The organism is Pseudomonas sp. GW821-FHT07B01, assembly GCF_059419065.1.
This window is the reverse complement of the sequence record NZ_JBWKRA010000044.1, coordinates 1-15,567: the sequence shown is the minus strand read 5'-3', so window position 1 is coordinate 15,567 and position 15,567 is coordinate 1. Positions and strand designations below refer to the sequence as shown.

The 15,567-nt window shown below is 62.5% G+C and carries 12 protein-coding genes; 6 read left to right on the top strand and 6 right to left on the bottom strand.

Features of this window, described 5'->3' with window-relative positions; all coding sequences use genetic code 11:
• Positions 1-238: 238 nt before the first annotated feature.
• On the bottom strand, positions 239-1,144 hold the full coding sequence (locus AC07S6_RS27060) for a LysR family transcriptional regulator (protein ID WP_003191880.1): 906 nt from the start codon (positions 1,142-1,144) through the stop codon (positions 239-241).
• A 213-nt stretch (positions 1,145-1,357) separates the two neighbouring features.
• Between AC07S6_RS27060 and AC07S6_RS27055 the strand changes: the two genes are divergently transcribed.
• From AC07S6_RS27055 to AC07S6_RS27030, 6 genes are all read left to right on the top strand, one after another.
• Entirely contained in the window at positions 1,358-1,969 is a 612-nt protein-coding gene (locus AC07S6_RS27055) for a cysteine dioxygenase family protein (protein WP_014718170.1), read from the top strand.
• Positions 1,966-3,549, top strand: a complete 1,584-nt coding sequence (locus AC07S6_RS27050; RefSeq protein ID WP_495113393.1) for a rhodanese-related sulfurtransferase — start codon at positions 1,966-1,968, stop codon at positions 3,547-3,549. Before AC07S6_RS27055 ends, AC07S6_RS27050 begins: the two co-directional genes overlap by 4 nt.
• 82 nt (positions 3,550-3,631) lie before the next feature.
• Entirely contained in the window at positions 3,632-4,606 is a 975-nt protein-coding gene (locus tag AC07S6_RS27045; RefSeq protein WP_198791234.1) for an ABC transporter substrate-binding protein, read from the top strand.
• A gap of 10 nt (positions 4,607-4,616) precedes the next feature.
• Positions 4,617-5,957: an LLM class flavin-dependent oxidoreductase gene (locus tag AC07S6_RS27040; RefSeq protein ID WP_034127403.1), complete on the top strand. Its 1,341-nt coding sequence runs from the start codon at positions 4,617-4,619 to the stop codon at positions 5,955-5,957.
• Between the two features lie 161 nt (positions 5,958-6,118).
• Positions 6,119-7,288 (top strand): acyl-CoA dehydrogenase family protein, encoded by a 1,170-nt coding sequence (locus tag AC07S6_RS27035; RefSeq protein WP_096143864.1) that lies wholly within the window; start codon positions 6,119-6,121, stop codon positions 7,286-7,288.
• Positions 7,285-8,232 carry a D-isomer specific 2-hydroxyacid dehydrogenase family protein gene (locus AC07S6_RS27030; RefSeq protein ID WP_197884067.1) on the top strand — a complete coding sequence of 316 codons (948 nt, stop codon included), beginning with the start codon at positions 7,285-7,287 and terminating at the stop codon, positions 8,230-8,232. The genes AC07S6_RS27035 and AC07S6_RS27030 overlap by 4 nt, the downstream gene beginning before the upstream one ends.
• A 550-nt stretch (positions 8,233-8,782) precedes the next feature.
• On the opposite strand, the gene AC07S6_RS27025 is transcribed toward AC07S6_RS27030, so the two are convergent.
• From AC07S6_RS27025 to AC07S6_RS27005, 5 genes are read right to left on the bottom strand one after another with little or no spacing between them, the layout of a single operon-like run.
• Positions 8,783-9,544 (bottom strand): energy transducer TonB, encoded by a 762-nt coding sequence (locus AC07S6_RS27025; protein WP_495113392.1) that lies wholly within the window; start codon positions 9,542-9,544, stop codon positions 8,783-8,785.
• Complete coding sequence (tolR, locus tag AC07S6_RS27020; RefSeq protein ID WP_014718165.1) at positions 9,541-9,987, bottom strand: protein TolR; 447 nt, start codon at positions 9,985-9,987, stop codon at positions 9,541-9,543. The genes AC07S6_RS27025 and tolR overlap by 4 nt, the downstream gene beginning before the upstream one ends.
• A gap of 15 nt (positions 9,988-10,002) precedes the next feature.
• Positions 10,003-10,695, bottom strand: coding sequence for a protein TolQ (gene tolQ / locus AC07S6_RS27015; protein WP_495113391.1), 693 nt, complete (start codon positions 10,693-10,695; stop codon positions 10,003-10,005).
• 47 nt (positions 10,696-10,742) lie between these two features.
• Entirely contained in the window at positions 10,743-12,608 is a 1,866-nt protein-coding gene (locus AC07S6_RS27010) for a phytase (protein WP_495113390.1), read from the bottom strand.
• Between the two features lie 35 nt (positions 12,609-12,643).
• Positions 12,644-15,154: a TonB-dependent receptor gene (locus AC07S6_RS27005; protein WP_495113389.1), complete on the bottom strand. Its 2,511-nt coding sequence runs from the start codon at positions 15,152-15,154 to the stop codon at positions 12,644-12,646.
• Positions 15,155-15,567: the final 413 nt, after the last annotated feature.

Genomic DNA, 15,567 nt, shown 5'->3' with positions numbered 1-15,567 from the left:
CAAAAGTGAGCCGCTGTAAAAGCGGAACCCTAAGTGGCCGTTACCGCAGGAATGGATATGTACTCGGTATAACTGTATCGACTGTCAGGCCGCTATCGCAGGCAAGCCAGCTCCCACAGTTGGATTGCGGGGGTGTCTGGTAGGTAAATGTCGGCTGTCAGGCCGTCATCGCAGGCAAGCCAGCTCCCACATTGGGTTCGGCGGGGGGTCAGGTGGATAAGCGTCGGCTGGCAGAGCGTCAGGCAGCGCTGCGGATCTTGTGCAAAGCGTCTGCCACCCATTGACCAAACGCATCCACCGGCCCTTGCAGGTTGCCGAGAAAATGCGGATAGATCAGCCACAAATCCATCACCGGTTTGAAGTCCTTGAGGGGCATCGCCGCCAGCTGCTCGCGATGAGCACTGCGTTCCAGCAACGGACGTGGCACCAGGCCAAGGCCGAGGCCGTCGGCCACCAGGCCCAGTTGCAGTTCGGTGCCAAAGGTTTCCAGGTTTACCCGCAGCGCCAGGCCCTGGTCAGACAAGGTCCGCTGCAACCCCGCACGGAACCCGCAACCGTCCGGGTTGAGGATCCAACCGCTCTGGTACACGTCCGCCAGCTTGCAAGGCTTCTTCGGCAACTGCGCCTTGGCACAGACCACCACCAACTCCATCTTGCCGATGGACTCACCGACCAGGTTGTCCGGGAAGATCTTGCCCGCGGGGAACAACGCCACCGCCGCATCCAGTTCGCCGCGTTCGATCTTGCCGACCAATTGGCTGCCCCAGCCGGTGGCAACCTGGGCACGCAAGTCGGCGTATTCGCTGCGCAGGTGCTTGAGTGCGTCCAGCAGCACCACATCGCCGATGGTCTGCGGTACGCCCAGGCGCAGCACGCCGGTGGGCGGTGCATCGGTGGCCACCAGTTCGCGCAGGGCATCCATCTCGCGCAGGATCAACCGGCATTGCTCATAGACACGGGTACCGATCAGCGTTGGCTTGAGGGGCTTGGTGTTGCGGTCGAACAGTTCCACTCCCAGAGCCTGCTCGAAGTTCTGCACGCGGCGGGTGATGGCTGGCTGGGTCAGCTGCAACGACGCGGCGGCATGGCTGATGGACTGGCAACGAATCACTTCGACAAAGGCATCGATATCGTCAATTTTCATTTGGGCCGCACATACAGATCAGTCATTAAGATGTGCGTGAAGCATAGTGGCCGCACACAGGTCTGGATAGCCCAACCAGTGATCAATAACGTCTAACACTATTCAAACCGGTTCTAAATTACCTCCGGCTATAAGCTAATCATTAAAAAATAGCATATTAAAAATAAACATTATGCTTAGATAAAAGCATACCAACAGCCCGATGGAATGGTCATGACCCAGGCCCGACACCCCGAGAGACTCAGAGCCTTCATAGGCGCCCTGGCGGAATTGATCGACGGCAACCCGCGTGAAGGCGACCTGCTGCACCGTGGCGGCAAGCTGCTGGCGCAACTGGTCAGCCACGATGATTGGCTGCCCGACGAATTCGCCCAGCCCGACCCCGAGCGCTACCAGCAATTCTTGCTACATGCCGATTCGCGCCAGCGATTCAGCGTGGTCAGCTTTGTGTGGGGGCCAGGGCAACGCACGCCGATTCATGACCACCGGGTGTGGGGGCTGATCGGTATGTTGCGCGGCGCGGAGGTTTCCCAGGGGTTTGCCCGGGCACCGGGCGGCGGCCTGGTAGCGCAAGGCGAACCCGTGCAATTGCTGCCGGGCCAGGTCGAGGCGGTGTCGCCCAAGGTCGGCGATATCCATCAGGTCAGCAATGCCCACGGCGACCAAGTGTCCATCAGCATCCACGTATACGGCGCCAATATCGGCGCGGTGCGCCGGGCGGTGTATCAACCCGACGGCAGCGAGAAACTGTTTATCTCCGGTTATTCCAACGCCTATCTCCCGAACATCTGGGACCTGTCCAAAGAAAAGAGCCCTGCCCTATGACCACCCTATCGACCCGCAGCTTTGCGCAGATTCGCCAGGCCCTGTTGGCACGCGAAGAAGTCGCGCTGATCGACGTGCGCGAAGAAGCCCCCTTTGCCGAGGCCCATCCGCTGTTCGCCGCGAATATTCCCTTGTCCAAGCTGGAACTGGAGGTGTACGCGCGCATTCCACGCCGCGATACCCAAGTCACCCTGTACGACAACGGCGAAGGGCTGGCCCAGCGCGCCGCCGAACGCCTGGTTGCACTGGGCTACACCCAGGTCAGCCTGCTGGAGGATGGGCTGGACGGTTGGCGTCGGGCCGGTGGCGAGCTGTTTATCGACGTCAATGTACCCAGCAAGGCGTTTGGCGAACTGGTGGAGAGCCAGCGCCACACACCGTCCCTGGCCGCCGAAGAGGTCCAGGCCCTGCTCGACAGCCAGGCCGATGTGGTGGTGCTCGATGCGCGCCGCTTCGACGAATACCAGACCATGAGCATCCCCAGCAGCATCAGCGTGCCGGGGGCCGAGTTGGTGTTGCGCGCCCGTGAGCTGGCGCCCGATCCAGCCACGCGCATCATCGTCAATTGCGCCGGGCGCACCCGCAGCATTATCGGCACTCAGTCGTTGATCAACGCCGGCCTCCCCAACCCGGTGGCAGCCCTGCGCAACGGCACCATCGGCTGGACCTTGGCCGGGCAGACCCTCGACCATGGCCAGGCGCGCCGCTTTGCGCCGACCTCGGAAAACCATCGCCAACTCGCCGCCCAAAAGGCACATGGTGTTGCCGATAAAGCCGGGGTCAAGCGTGCGACGCTCAATGATCTGCACCGCTGGCAACAGGACGCGACCCGCACCACCTACCTGTTCGATGTGCGCACCGTAGAAGAATTCGAAGCCGGCCACCTGCCGGGCGCCCGCGCCACCCCGGGCGGGCAACTGGTGCAGGAAACCGACCACGTTGCCAGTGTGCGCGGTGCGCGCCTGGTCCTGGTGGACGACGACGGTGTGCGCGCCAATATGTCCGCGTCGTGGCTGGCCCAGTTGGGCTGGCAGGTGTACGTATTGGATGACCTGCAAGCGGAGCACTTCAGCGAGCGCGGCGCATGGGTCGCGCCAGTACCGCCGCCGCCCCAGGCCGAACTGATCAGCCCCCACACCCTTGCCGACTGGCTCGGCCATGGCGACACGCAGGTGCTGGACTTCACGGCCAGCGCCAACTACGTGAAACGTCATATCCCCGGCGCTCGGTGGGTGCTACGCGCGCAACTGCCCGAGGCCCTGAGCAAGGTACCGAGCGCCCAGCGCTATGTGTTGACCTGCGGCAGCAGCCAACTGGCGCGCCTGGCCGTGCCGGAAGTCGAGGCCCTCACCGGCAAGCCGGTCTTTTTGCTGCAGGACGGCACGGCCGGCTGGATCCAAGCGCAACTGCCCCTTGAGTCAGGCGAAAGCCACTTGGCGTCCCCGCGTATCGACCGCTACCGCCGCCCTTACGAAGGCACCGACAACCCTCGGGAAGCCATGCAGGCTTACCTGGATTGGGAGTTCGGCCTCGTGGAACAACTGGCCCGCGACGGCACCCATGGTTTCTACGTGATCTGATTCACCGCTGCACCGTTTCGCTCAACCGACCCCTTCTCCAGGCGGAGGTACTTTCCTTTACCCAACGCCTGGAGTTTTTCCCATGCTGTACGCCATTCCATTCAAACGCCTGTTGCTGGGCGCTGCCCTCGCCCTCGGCCTGCTTTCCACCGTCCAGGCTGGCGACCTGCAACCGCTGCGCGTGGCCAACCAGAAATCCACGATCAAGGCGCTGCTGGAAGCCTCGGGCGAAAGCCAGAACGTGCCCTACGAGATCAAATGGTCGGAATTCCCCTCGGCCTCGCCCCTGGGCGAAGCGCTGAACGCCGGCGCTGTGGATATCGGCGCCCTGGGCGATGCCCCTTATGTGTTCGCCCTCGGCGCCGGTGCCTCGATCAAGGTGATCAGCATCATCCATGCCGAGGGCCGTAACACCACGGCGCTGCTGGTGCCCAAGGATTCACCGATCAAGACCGCGGCCGACCTCAAGGGCAAGAAGATCGTCACCGGGCGCGGCTCCATCGGGCACTACCTGGCGATCAAGGCCCTGAACGATGCCGGGCTGACCACCCAGGATGTGCAGTTCATCTTCCTGCTGCCCGCCGAGTCCCGGCTGGTACTCGACAACGGCACCGCCGATGCCTGGGCGACGTGGGACCCTTACACCACCGTGGTCACCTCACAGAGCAATGCTCGCGTGCTGGTGAGCGGCAAGCACCTGCTGAGCAATCATCTGTACTTCGCCGCCACCGGCCAAGCCATTGCCGACAAGCGCGTGCAACTGGACGACTTTGTCGCCCGCATTGATCGCGCCTACGCCTGGGCCAATACCCATCCCGAGCAATACGCCGCTGCCCAGGCCAAGATCACTGGCCTGCCACTGGCCGTGCATATAGAAGTGGCCCAGGACACCCATCTTTCCCCGGTCACGATTGACGATACGGTGATCCATGGCCTGCAAGCCACCGCCGACACCTATGTAAAAGAAGGCCTGCTGAGCAAACACATCGACGTCTCCCAGGGCTTCGATTCCAGCTTCAACGCCAAGCGTATCCCCCTCGAACAAGCCTCGCGCTAAGGAGCAGAACATGAGCAAGCCACGTCAATTGAAACTCGGTGCTATGGTGCACGGTGTCGGCCACGGTTGGGGCGAATGGCGCCACCCGCAGGCACAACCCGACGCCAGCACCAATTTCGGCTTCTACAAGCAGCAGACCGAACTGGCCGAAGCCGCCCGGTTCGACTTCGTGTTCATCGCCGACAGCCTGCATATCCACCCCAAGTCCAGCCCCCATTACCTCAACCGTTTCGAGCCGCTGACGATCCTCTCGGCCCTGGCCGCGCTGACCACTCATATCGGCCTGGTCGCCACCGTGACCGTCAGCTACACCGAGCCTTACCAGGTAGCACGCCAGTTCGCCTCCCTGGACCACATCAGCGGCGGCCGCGCCGGCTGGAACGTCGTCACCTCGTGGCTGAGTGGCACCGCCGATAACTTCGGCAAGGCCGAGCATCCGCCCCACGCCGTGCGCTACCGCATCGCCAAGGAACACCTGAATGTGGTCAAGGGCCTGTGGGATTCCTGGGAGGACGACGCCTTTGCCTATAACAAGCACAGCGGCGAATTCTTCACCCCAGGCAAGTTGCATGCGCTTAACCACAAGGGCGAATTCTTCTCGGTCAAAGGCCCGCTGAACATCGCGCGTTCGCGCCAGGGCCAACCGGCGATTTTCCAGGCGGGCACTTCGGAGGATGGGCGTAACTTTGCCGCCGAAAACGCCGATGCGATTTTTGTGCATGTGGAAACTATCGATGAGGCCAAGGCCTACAGCGCCGATTTGAAACGCCGCGCCAAGGGCTTTGGCCGCGACCCGGACAGCCTGTCGATCCTGCCGGGCATCCGCCCGATTGTCGGGCGCGATGCCGCCGAAGTGGAAAGCCGCTACCAGCAAGCCGTGGCGCTGGTCACCGTGGAAGACGCCATTGTCGCCCTCGGCAGGCCGTTCAACGACCATGATTTCAGCCAGTACCCGCTGGATGCGCCCTTCCCTGAATTGGGCGACCTGGGCGCCAACAGCCAGAAAGGGGGCTCCGAACGTATCAAGCAACTGGCCCGTGACGAAGGCCTGACCCTGCGCGAAGTGGCCCTGCGTTTCTCGCGGCCCCAGCGCGACTTTGTCGGCACCCCGGAACAGGTCGCGGATGCCATCCAGACCTGGTTCGAGAGCGGCGCCAGCGATGGTTTCATCATCAACTCGGTACTGCCGGATGGCCTGCAGTACTTCACTGAGTTGGTGGTGCCGGTGCTTCAACAGCGAGGGTTGTTCCGTACCGAGTACAGCGGCCACACCCTACGGGACAACCTCGGCCTGGAAGTGCCAGCGAACCGCTACAGCGTGATCGAAGCCACCGAACAAGCCCTGGCCTGAATACTACCCCCTGTAGGAGCGAGCTTGCTCGCGAAGAACGCCCACGATAACGCGTACTTCCTGAATAAACGCGGCGCCTGTGAGTTTTTCGCGAGCAAGCTCGCTCCTACAAGGGGGTCAGGGCTTGCCACCCTCCCACATTTTTGACCGAGTACAGACTTATGACTCAACCGTCTCTCAAGGCTGTGGAAGCCGTCGATTTCGACGCCCTGCTTGATCATCTCAGCGCCGAGCTGGCCAGTACCGCGCCCCTCTATGACGAAAGCGGCGCCTTCCCCCACGCTAATTTCAAGCTCCTGCACCAACACCAACTCATCGCCCTGACCGTGCCGAAAAAACTCGGCGGCGGTGGCGCCAGCCTGGCCCAGGCGCGCAAGGTCATCAGCGCCATCGCCAAGGGCGAACCCTCCACGGCATTGATCCTGGTGATGCAATACCTGCAACACGCCCGCCTGCAAGACAACCAGAGCTGGCCCGCACACCTGCGCGTGCAGGTCGCGCAGGAGGCGGTGCAGAACGGCGCGCTGATCAATGCCCTGCGTGTCGAACCTGACCTTGGCACCCCAGCCCGTGGCGGTTTGCCGGCCACCACCGCCGTGCGCACCGCCGACGGCTGGCGTATCAGTGGGCGCAAGCTCTACTCCACCGGCAGCCATGGCCTGAGCTGGTTCAGCGTGTGGGCGCGCAGCGATGACGCCGACCCGCTGGTAGGCGCCTGGCTGGTGCCCAAGGCCAGCCCCGGCGTCAGCATCATCGACACCTGGGACCACTTGGGCATGCGCGCCACCTGCAGCCATGAGGTGGTGTTGGACAACGTATGGGTGCCCCTGGACCATGCGGTCAGCGTCAGTCCCTGGAGCGCCCCGCAAGCGGAGCTGGATGGCGAAGGATTCCTCTGGATGTCGGTGTTGTTGTCCTCGGTGTACGACGCCGTGGCCCAGGCGGCACGAGACTGGCTGGTGGACTGGCTGGAGGAGCGCAAGCCGTCGAATCTCGGCGCGGCACTGTCCACCCTGCCGCGTTTTCAGGAGACCGTCGGCCATATCGACACTTTGCTGTTCGCCAACCGTAGCCTGCTCGATGCTGCTGCCGCAGGCCACACGCCGACGGCCAATGCCGCACAAGTGAAGTACCTGGTGACCGGCAATGCGATCCGTGCGGTCGAGCTGGCCATCGAAGCCTCGGGCAACCCTGGCCTGTCACGGCACAGCCCACTGCAACGGCATTACCGCGATGTGCTGTGCAGCCGCGTCCACACTCCGCAAAATGACGCCGTGCTGCAAGGCGTCGGCAAAGCTGTGTTCAACCAGCGCCAAAAGGAACGTACATGAGCCAGGTGATTATTGCCAGCCAACTGGACGAAGATTACAACCAGGTGATCCGGGAGCGCCTTGCCCCACTTCACCCCCAAGCCCAGGTAATCGGCGTGCCGGTCGGTGTGCCCAGTGACTTGCCGCCCCACGCCAATATCCTGCTGCTGCGCCCGATCAATGTGCGGGGCTACACCGCCCCCGACACCCCGCCACCGGGCTGGCCCTACGGCGCACAGTGGGTGCACCTGGTGTCGTCGGGTATCGACTTCTACCCCCAGTGGCTATTCAACGGCCCACCCGTGACCACTTCCCGTGGCAGCGCCGCCGATAACCTGGCCGAGTTCGCCCTGGCGGCGATCTTTGCCGCGGCCAAGCATTTGCCGGACATCTGGGTAAAGGATGCCCAGTGGCAGTTCACCGCGCTGCGCCCGCTCAAGGGCACCACGCTGGGCCTTTTGGGCTTTGGCGCGATTGGCACAAGCCTGGCGCAAAAGGCTCTGGCACTGGGGCTCAAGGTGGTGGCGCTGCGTCAAAGCACAACCCCGTTCGGCCTCGATGGCGTGGAAGCGGCCAAGGACATCCACGACCTGTTTGCCCGCGCCGATCACCTGGTGGTGGCGGCCCCCCTGACCGAAGCAACGCGGCATATCATCGATCGTAATGTACTGGCCAGCGCAAAGCCGGGGCTGCACCTGATCAATATCGCCCGCGGTGGCCTGCTCGATCAGCAAGCGCTGTTGCACGCGTTGGATAACGGCCAGATCGGCCTGGCTTCCCTCGACGTCACCGAGCCAGAGCCACTGCCCGATGGGCATCCGCTGTACAGCCATCCGAGGGTACGGCTGTCGCCGCATACTTCGGCTATTTCGACCCGCAGCAAGGAGGAAATTGCGGATACGTTCCTGGCTAATCTGGAACGGTATGTGGCGGGCCTTGAGTTAAGTAACCTCGCGAATGTCTGACGGCTTGCCCGCAAAGGGGGGGCCAGCCACTGAATATTCAACTGAGCCACCGCTATCGCCGGCAAGCCAGCTCCCACACTGGTCATGCATTGCCCACAAAAATCAGTTCCTGGCACAGATCCCTGTGGGAGCGGGCTTGCCCTAATGACAGTCAGTTAAGAGCTAGAGCAGACAACCAGTGACTTGTGGCGAGGGAGCTTGCTCCCGCTGGACTGCGTAGCAGTCCCATTTTTGGGGCCGCTTCGCGCCCCAGCGGGAGCAAGCTCCCTCGCCACAGTTACCGATTCTGTCTTAACTGACTGGCATTAGGGCTTGCCCGCGAAGGCGGCGTGTCAGCCACTGAATATTCAACTGAGCCACCGCTTTCGCAGGCAAGCCAGCTCCCACACTGGTTACGCATCGCCCAGAGAATCAGCATCTGCCACAGATCCCCTGTGGGAGCGGGCTTGCCCGCGAAGGCGGCGTGTCAGTCACTGAATATTCAACTGAGCCACCGCTATCGCCGGCAAGCCAGCTCCCACCCAGGTTTTGGGAAGGTGGCTGGAGAAGCTCATTTGATGCGGTAGTGGAAGGTGTTGCGCACTGCCGGTACGGCAACAGCCTTGCCATCGACGATTCTCGGCTGGTAGCGAAAAGTATTGGCCGCCGCCAATGAGGGCCTGATGAACAACGGGTGACAGCCGTCCAATACCTTGGGGTTTTCCACGTGCCCCTGGGTGTTGACGGTGTATTCCACCGAGCAGTCGCCTTCGATGTTCTTGTCCAGGGCACGTTCGGGGTAGTCGGGGGCGGCCTTGCTCAAGGGTTGGTACTGGCGGCTGTCGAATGCAGGGGTAGGCGCAGGCACGGCGGCTCGGGCTTTTTCCGAAGCGGCACGCGCCTGACTCAGACGTTGCTGTTCCAACTCCCGATTGCGCTGCTCGGTCGCTATGCGCTGCTGTTGTTGCTCGAGTTTCTTTTCTTCAACCCGCTTGCGCGCCAGCGCGGCTTTCTCGAGCTTTTGCGCCTGCACCTGCGGATCAACCGTCGGCCTGGTCGGTACCGGGATGACAACAGGTTCTGCCAGCGCGGCAGCTACGGGCTCGGGTGTCGGCACAGGCGCCGGCGCCGGAGCGGGTAAAACCACCAACTGCGTGTGCATCACCCGCGGCGCATCCACCCCTGGTCGCTCCGTCGACCAGCCCAGCATCAACGCCACTGCCACCGCACCATGCAGCGCCACGGCCAGACTCGCTGCCAGGCTTTTACGCCATAAACCATCGCCGTTGGGCGCCAAGGCCAGTGCCGGACTGTGCAGGATCATCGTTGTCATTGTGGGGCCTCTGTCACCAGCCCAAGATTGCTGATGCCGCCCTTCTGCAGCACCGCCATGGCCGCCACTACACGGCCATAACCTGCATTGTCGTCAGCGCGGATATACACCTGGGTATCGCTGCGCGCCGCCACCACCTGCATGACCTTGGCGCTCATTTCTTCCAGGGTCACCGCGCTATCGGTCTGCTGGCGCGTATCCAGCTCGCCACCCAGGTTCCAGTAGTAGCCACCGTCCGCCTTCACCGACAACGTCAGGATCTGTTGGCGCGTATCGGTGGCCAGCGCCTCGGCGGCGACCTTGGGCAGTTCGATCTTTACACCCTGGGTGAGCATGGGCGCAGTGACCATGAAGATCACCAGCAGCACCAGCATCACGTCGATGTAGGGCACCACATTCATCTCGGCCTTGGGCCCGTGCTTGCGTTGCGGCCTGATCAACATCGCTTTGCTCCTTGTTCAGGCGGCCACGGCCAGGTTGATCGAGGTACCGCGCAGCATGCGGTGCAGGTGCACTTGCAGTTCATTGCCGAAAGCGTAGTAGCGTGTGAGCAGGGTCTGGCTGCGGGCCGCGAAACGGTTATAGGCGATCACTGCCGGAATCGCCGCAAACAGGCCAATGGCCGTAGCAATCAAGGCTTCTGCAATACCGGGTGCCACGGTCGATAGCGTGGCCTGTTGCACCTGCGACAAGCCGAGGAACGAATTCATGATGCCCCACACGGTCCCGAACAGGCCGATGTAGGGGCTGACCGACCCCACCGTCGCCAGAAACTGCAAGCCCTTTTCCAGCTCCAGCTCATGCTCGGTGATCGCTACCTGCAAGGCGCGCTCCACACCCTCGAGCACTGCCGGATCGTGGTGGTGCAGATGTTGGTATTCCTGCATGCCGGCAATGAAGATCGGCGCCACACCGCCCTCGCCCGCCTGCACGGTTTCGCGATACAAAGGTTGCAGGTCCGACACGACGCGAAAGCGCGCCAGGAAGCCGTTGAGCTGCCGTTCCAGACCACGCAGTACACTGCTGCGCTGAATGATCAGGTACCAGCTGAGCAAGGACGCCAGCAGCAAAGTGACCATCACAGCCTTGACCAACAGGCTGGCGTCGCTGATCAAGCTCCAGATCGTCATATGTTCCATCGTCGCGTGCATGGTGAAGCTCCTATTCGATTAAAAACGGATGACTGCGTGATGACAGCTCAGGGTAATTTCAACGCACGGCTCACCTCGGCCCAGGGCACGAACTTGAAGTTCTGGGCTTGCTCGGGCATGCGCTTGCGCCCGTCCTGCACCACCAACATGCCCTCGCTCCATGGCCCGCCGAGGTTGACGGCAGTGACCTCCAGGCCATCGGTTTCCGAGGCGCCATCAATGCCGGCGGCCGCATTGAGGCCAACGCGCAAGGCGCCGCGCACAGCGAATGGCGGCTCGGCGTCCAGCACCAGGTAGCTGTCATTGCCTTGGCTGGAGACCACCAGGTAATCCCGTGCGGGGCTTTGATACAGCGCCAGGCCTTCGACGTCCGCGTGCAGTTGCGCGCCTACTTTGATCACCGAAGTGAGCGTGGCCGGTTGCTCGGCACGGGCATCCATCGCCCACACGCCGACATCTTCCTCACCGATGAACAAGCGTTGGCGCTGGTCATCGGCCACACAGCCCTCGGGTTGGCTGTCGACCTTGAACTGACGCACCAACTCGCCCTGCACACGGCCAGCCGGTGCACTCAGGCGGTATTGCAGGAAGGTGCCATCCTTGTCATTGGCAAATGCGTAGAGTTCACCGCTGGCGGGCTGGTACAGGCAGATGCCGTAGATGTCCTTGAGTGGCGTGGGGACCTCACCGGCTTCAAGCAACTCGCCGCTCTGGCGGTCGATGCTGAACAGGCTCAGGCTATTGCGGTCGCGATTACTCGCCACGGCCAGGTCGACGGTGTGCGTACCCAGTTTGAAGCCAGGTCGTATGTCGACATTGTTCAGGCGCCCCACTGCCAGCTCCTGCAACAGCTTGCCGTCGAGATCGTAGGCCAACAGGCCCTGTTTCTTGTTGGTCCCCAGCACACGACTTTTGGCCGGCGTTTCAGGGTGAACCCAGATGGCCGGGTCATCCGCCGCGTCGCCTTGGCGACCCACGGGTTCGGTCTGGCGCAGTGCGGCGACTTGCGCAAGTATCGGCGCAACCGGCACCGGCGTGGCTTGCCAGTCAAGGCGGCCCTGATAGAGCTGCTCGCTGTCGTCGTCCCGCACCAGCACCTGCCGGCCCTGTATCACCAACTGCTCCGGTTCCTTGAGGCCCGGCAAGGCCAGGCTGGGTTGCTCAACCCAACGTTCCCCGACTTGCTGGAACAGGTGCAATTGCGCGGTTTTCGGGTCCAACGCGAGCATCCCGCCCGGCACCAGTGCCATGGCGCCTGCTTCGCGCTGGGGATCGTCGAACAGCGCCACGGGCGTGCGCTTCACCTCGGCTTCCGGGTGCGCCGGGTAGGCCCACCAGCCGACGTTTTGCTCATTCACCACCAATCGTTCGGCCGCATCGTCCACTTGGCAGAATTGCGCCGATGGAGGCAGTGGCAGGCTGCGAACACGCTGCGCCTGGGCCAACAGCGTCGAACCATTGCCCACCAGCCACTGCTCGCCCTTGCCCTCTTCACCGACCAGAAACACAAACAGGTTGGCCGCCGAATCGCGATAGAGGCACAGGCTATTTACCGCGAAGTCGCGGGTCGGCAGGTACTGCGGCGTACCCCAGGTTTTGCCGGCGCCATCGAGACCGATCAGCAAGGCCTGCTGGCGGTCGTTGTCGAGGCTGGCGATCAGCGATTGAGTGCCGGCAGTGCGTGTGTCGAGGCTGCTGAAACGGCCTTTGAAGCGGGCCAGTTCGACGCCGTTATCGTCGAGCAGCAGCAGGCCGTCGCGGGCACTGGCGGCCACGCGCTGGGTGCCGCCGGGCAGGAAGGCAACGGCCTGGGCGTTCAGGCTGGGTGCCCACGGGGTCAGCGGTAGGTCAGTGGCGAACGCATTGGCGCTGCTAACCAGTACGACCAGCAGGCACAGCTTGGAAATTCTCATGAACAGACAAATCCTTCAGGAAGCACGCGTTATCGTTAGAAATGGGTGAATGTCAGGCCCAGCTTGTAGGTGGGTCCGTACTCTTCGTACTGGCCGTTGTAGCTACGGTGGCCGGTGTAGACGAAGTACGACTCGTCGGTGAGGTTCTGTGCCTCGAAGCTGACCTGCAGGTTCTTGGTCAGTGAGTAGCGCGCGCTGAAATCGACGAAGGTTTGCGCGTCGACGTGCAGGTCATGGGCCTTGTCATTGATCGACGCCAACTCGTACAAATAGGCCGATTTGTAATTGGCCGACAGGCGTAGGCTGAGGGTGTCGTCTTCCCAACCGAGCATCAGGTTGCCGACCGTGTCTGATTGGTTGGGCAGGCTGATGTTGCGCTTGCGATTGCGCCCGCTGGCACTGTCGAAGCCCTCGATGTCCGCGCTGGAACGGCTGAAGGTGCTGTTGGCACCGATCATCAGGCCGTTCCATGGCGCAGGCAGCCAGTCGAACTTCTGTGAGTAGGCCAGTTCCAGGCCATACAGTTTGGCGCTGTCGCCGTTGGCAAAGGTGTGCGCCTCGGCGAAATTGGCCCAGGCACCGGTACCAGCCACGTCGGTGTTGTAGACGAAGTTCTGGATGTCTTTGTAGAACACGAAGGCCGACACGGTACCGGCACGGCCCATGAAATGCTCGATGCCCAGGTCCAGGTTGCTCGATTCCAGAGGCTTGAGGTCCGGGTTGCCGAACGTGGCCTCGTCATCGTCGATCACAAAACCCGGGGCCAGTTGGCCAAAGGTCGGGCGCACCACCGATTTGGTCCAGGCGGCGCGTACTTGGGTGTTCTTGTCAATCTGGTAGCGCGCATGCAGGCCCGGCAGCCAGTGGTGATAACGGCGCTTGGTCTCGGTGGCGCTGAACTGGCCGTCCGTGGCACCGGTGCCCTTGGCTTCGAACTCGGTACCCTCGTAACGCATACCGGCGATGAAGCGCCAGTCGTCAATATCGACGGTGTTCATCAGGTAGCCGGCATTGATGTCTTCGCGGATGGTGAAGTCGTTGACCGTGGATTCGGTCGGGTCATAGAAGTCATCGCGATTGAGGCCGCCGATCAACTGGCGGATATTGCCCGCGCTGATGCCTGGGCCAAAGCGGCCGAGGCGGTAGTCGACGTTGCCCTTCTGGAACTGCGTGAGGCTGAGTTGTTCATCGCTCAAGCCCTGCTCATCCAGGTCCTTGTAGACCCAGGCCTCCAGGTCATTGTCCTTGTGGCGCCGGCTGACCTTGCCGCCGAACTTGAACTGGGATGCGTAACCGCGCAGGTCATAGTCGCGGGCCAGGTCCAGGCGCAGGTTCTTCTCGGTGTCCTGGGTGTGCTGTTTTTCCCAGTCGACTTTGTCGAGGCTGAAATTGGCGGGGTCGTAGAAACCGCTACCAACGAGCGGGCGCGGCTTGGCCGTGTCGTAGAAGCCGCTGTCGGCAAAGTCACCGCCGTCGAAGGTCGCACCGGCAATATGCCCCGGGCTGTCTTCGCTGGAACGGCTGTAACCGGCCTGGCCGCTCAGGGTCCACAGGCCGAGCATGCGTTCACCGCCCACTACGTAGGACTGGATCTGCTGGGTTTCCTCGCGGTTCTTGAGCTTGCGCTTACCCTCGGCGTCGCCCAATTGGCCGGGCGCTTGCGGGTCAGCGAACTCGAGGCTGGCAGCGTTGCGGGTTTCGGTGTCCTTGTAGCGACTGTAGAGGGTGCGCAGGTAGTAGCTGCTCAGGTCATCGGGCTTGTAATCGAAGTTAAGGCCACCACCGGCGCGTTCACGGCTGATGTCGTAGTCGCGCTGCTCGAATTCGTTGAGCCGGGGGCCGTTGCTGAAGTCCCAGGCGCCGCCGGTTTCGACGTTGTCCGAGCCGAAATCACGCTTCTGCCAACTGAGGGCCGCGGCCACGCCAAAGTTGTCGATACCGTCGCCGAGGCTGAACCGGTTACTGGCGGCGCCGGAGAATTTCGGGCTGGTCTGGTGCGTGTTCTTGTCGTAACTGGCCTCGGTGCTGCCGGTATAGAACAGGCCCTTGTGATCGAACGCCGAGAGGCTCTTCACATCGACGGTGCCGCCGAGGGAGTTGGCGTCCATGTCCGGTGTGAGCGTCTTGATCACCGACAGCGACTGCACCAATTCCGAAGGCAGAACATCGAGGGCCACGGCGCGGCGCTCGCTCTCGGGGGATGGCACCAGGGTGCCGTTGATGGTCACGCTGTTGAGGTCCGGGCCCAGGCCGCGCACGCTGACAAAACGGCCTTCGCCCTGGTCACGTTCAACGCTGATGCCCGGCAAGCGCTGCACCGCCTCGGCAACGTTCTCATCCGGCAACTGGGCGACGCCGTCGGCATGCACCACGCTCTTGATACTGTCGGAGGAGCGCTGCTCCTTGAGGGCGCTGCCGATCGCAGCGGCTTGGCCGACCACATCGACATGCTCGGTGGCCGCTTCCGCGGCGTTGAGCCGCTCGCAGGCTATCGCCAGAGCCAAGGCGGTAAGCGTAAAGCTGACGAGCCCGGTGCGCTTGTACATGAAACCCTCCCCAAGAATCCGTTGGCGCCAGGCAAGGGGCCCGGCAACTGGGAGGGCACGCTAGGGGGCAGGCGTGACGGTTCTGTGACAGGGTTGCGGGCAGAGCCTGTCAAAGCGGGGTTTACAGGCTTCTGGAGGGTACAAATGAGCTGAAATGACCTCACTCAACCTGTGGGAGCTGGCTTGCCTGCGAAGGCGGCGGTTCAATCGACAGAGAAGTCGAATGTGCCGCCCAGGTAACCACGATGCGAAGCGAGCCGCTCTTGCTCTTGCTCTTGCTCTTGCTCTTGATCTTGCTCTTGCTCTTGCTCTTGTTCTTGATCTGCTTTTGATCTCAGGCGCCCCGTCAAACCACGCTGGCCGGAATTCGACAGTGATTTGGGGGGTAAACCGGCAGGGATGCCGGTTTAGCC

Excerpts from the sequence above, each read along its gene's own strand:
- AC07S6_RS27060 (WP_003191880.1), bottom strand. The coding sequence starts at position 1,144 with ATGAAAATTGACGATATCGATGCCTTTGTCGAAGTGATTCGTTGCCAG.
- AC07S6_RS27055 (WP_014718170.1), top strand. The coding sequence starts at position 1,358 with ATGACCCAGGCCCGACACCCCGAGAGACTCAGAGCCTTCATAGGCGCC.
- AC07S6_RS27050 (WP_495113393.1), top strand. The coding sequence starts at position 1,966 with ATGACCACCCTATCGACCCGCAGCTTTGCGCAGATTCGCCAGGCCCTG.
- AC07S6_RS27045 (WP_198791234.1), top strand. The coding sequence starts at position 3,632 with ATGCTGTACGCCATTCCATTCAAACGCCTGTTGCTGGGCGCTGCCCTC.
- AC07S6_RS27040 (WP_034127403.1), top strand. The coding sequence starts at position 4,617 with ATGAGCAAGCCACGTCAATTGAAACTCGGTGCTATGGTGCACGGTGTC.
- AC07S6_RS27035 (WP_096143864.1), top strand. The coding sequence starts at position 6,119 with ATGACTCAACCGTCTCTCAAGGCTGTGGAAGCCGTCGATTTCGACGCC.
- AC07S6_RS27030 (WP_197884067.1), top strand. The coding sequence starts at position 7,285 with ATGAGCCAGGTGATTATTGCCAGCCAACTGGACGAAGATTACAACCAG.
- AC07S6_RS27025 (WP_495113392.1), bottom strand. The coding sequence starts at position 9,544 with ATGACAACGATGATCCTGCACAGTCCGGCACTGGCCTTGGCGCCCAAC.
- tolR (WP_014718165.1), bottom strand. The coding sequence starts at position 9,987 with ATGTTGATCAGGCCGCAACGCAAGCACGGGCCCAAGGCCGAGATGAAT.
- tolQ (WP_495113391.1), bottom strand. The coding sequence starts at position 10,695 with ATGCACGCGACGATGGAACATATGACGATCTGGAGCTTGATCAGCGAC.
- AC07S6_RS27010 (WP_495113390.1), bottom strand. The coding sequence starts at position 12,608 with ATGAGAATTTCCAAGCTGTGCCTGCTGGTCGTACTGGTTAGCAGCGCC.
- AC07S6_RS27005 (WP_495113389.1), bottom strand. The coding sequence starts at position 15,154 with ATGTACAAGCGCACCGGGCTCGTCAGCTTTACGCTTACCGCCTTGGCT.